Source organism: Leisingera sp. F5 (assembly GCF_001593695.1).
Genome location: NZ_LUKH01000837.1, coordinates 1 through 1,587, shown reverse-complemented (window position 1 = coordinate 1,587; position 1,587 = coordinate 1). Strand labels below are relative to the sequence as shown.

At 60.7% G+C, this 1,587-nt stretch carries 1 protein-coding gene and 1 pseudogene; both read right to left on the bottom strand.

Annotated elements, in window-relative coordinates; translation table 11 throughout:
• A partial coding sequence (gene mobF / locus A2I95_RS36580) for a MobF family relaxase (protein WP_291737393.1) occupies positions 1-1,111 on the bottom strand: 1,111 nt, incomplete at its 3' end.
• 1 nt (position 1,112) lies between these two features.
• Positions 1,113-1,587 (bottom strand): annotated as a pseudogene (locus A2I95_RS36575) (TraG); the annotation flags it as partial.

Genomic DNA, 1,587 nt, shown 5'->3' with positions numbered 1-1,587 from the left:
GATCTGGCCTGCTGTAGGCGGATTCCCGTTCGCTGATGTGCTCGACGGCGCGGTTTACGGCCTGCCTGGGGTCAGTCTCCACGCGTGCCACGGCTGCAGCACTGGACAGCATGGCCTTGGCCTTCTCGAACACCCCGGACGGCTGGCTGGGCTCTGCGAGGGGGGCGATCGGGCGCTGCTGATCGAGTGGCACCACAGGCTGCGGGGCGGCTTGACCCATCCTGCCACGGTCCAGCTGATCTCGGCCAAGACCGGCCGCGAGTGCGTCCGCACGCCAGGTTTCCCGTAGCGCATCCCGGTCCAGATTTTTGTGTTTGGCTGCCCGGGTGGCTAATGCCGCTTTGCTCGCTGTTTCCGGCGAAACATCCATTCCCTTATTGTCGATTGCATTCAGAATTTCCTGCCGCCGCTTTGAAAAGGCTTCGGTCACTTCCTGAGAAATTCCGGAGATATTCACTTCTCCAAATCTCCCGCGTTCCGTGGCAATGCCCAGGTCGGCCATCCGGTTCTCAAAGTCGGAGCGGTAGATTTCCGTGATCAGTTTTTGGTTCTTGTATACAGCTTCATTCCGAATTGCTGAATATCCGCCGTTTTCGTTTTTCACCATATTGGCAATGACGGCGTGGCTGTGCAAATTGGGATCAAGCGCGCGGGAAGTGTCGTGACGGTAAATCCCGGCAATAATGCCTTCCCCGTTTTTCGTGACGATTTCCCCGTCTTGCTGGAAGCGCGTTTTAATAAACCGTTCCTCCACCACTATCATAGCCGCGCGCACCGCGGCGTCATGGGCTTCAATAATGCGCTTGTCCCCAATCACCAGAGCGGCAACTGAGGCCGATTTGGACGCGGAAAAGGTGAGGTCGAGGCCGGGCCGGTGCTGGCGCTCGCCGTCCACGTAGCGGCCCATCAGCTTTCCGTCAGGTGCTTCACCATCGAGCAGCTGCGCAAAGTGCCTGTCATCGACATAGCCGGTCAGACCGTTTTCTTCCGCCGCCTTGCCGAACCAGGTCGCGGCCCTTTCGCCTTCCTCGGTTCCTGCTTTGTAATATCCTTCCTGCTTGTAGTAGCCGCTGGCCGCTGCCCCGGCCGAGACGTTTGAAATCGACATCATGTCAGGACTCCTCCGCGAAGGCAGTTTCAAGGTTCAGAAAGGCTGTTGCGGCATCGCCCGCAGGTTCCGCTTGAGGGCGATCCGGCCGTTTCGGTGTTCTCCTGTCAGGCTGAATCTGCCCAACTGAAGGATGGGCGCGCACAGAGAGTGGCAGGGCAGGGCTGAAGGTTTCGGCCGTCGCGTCTCCGTCCGCAGGCTTTTCTGCTACTTGAGCCGGATCCTCTGGCGCAGGCTCTTTCGCTGGCGCGGCGGCTGCAGACTCCTGGTCATCCTGTGCCGGCGTGGTGCCGGGGTAGGGGAGCGCGGCAGTTTCGCGGGCCTTGGCCCTGCCGTTGCCTGCGAAGCCCGCATAAGGGTCAGGCGGAGCGATCTCTTTCACATCGCGGCCGCGCACCCGGGCGGTGGCAAAGTGCTGCCAGTACCAGTCCCGTTCTGAGATCTTGGCGGGATCCTCGATCTTCGCTGCGCCTTCGGGG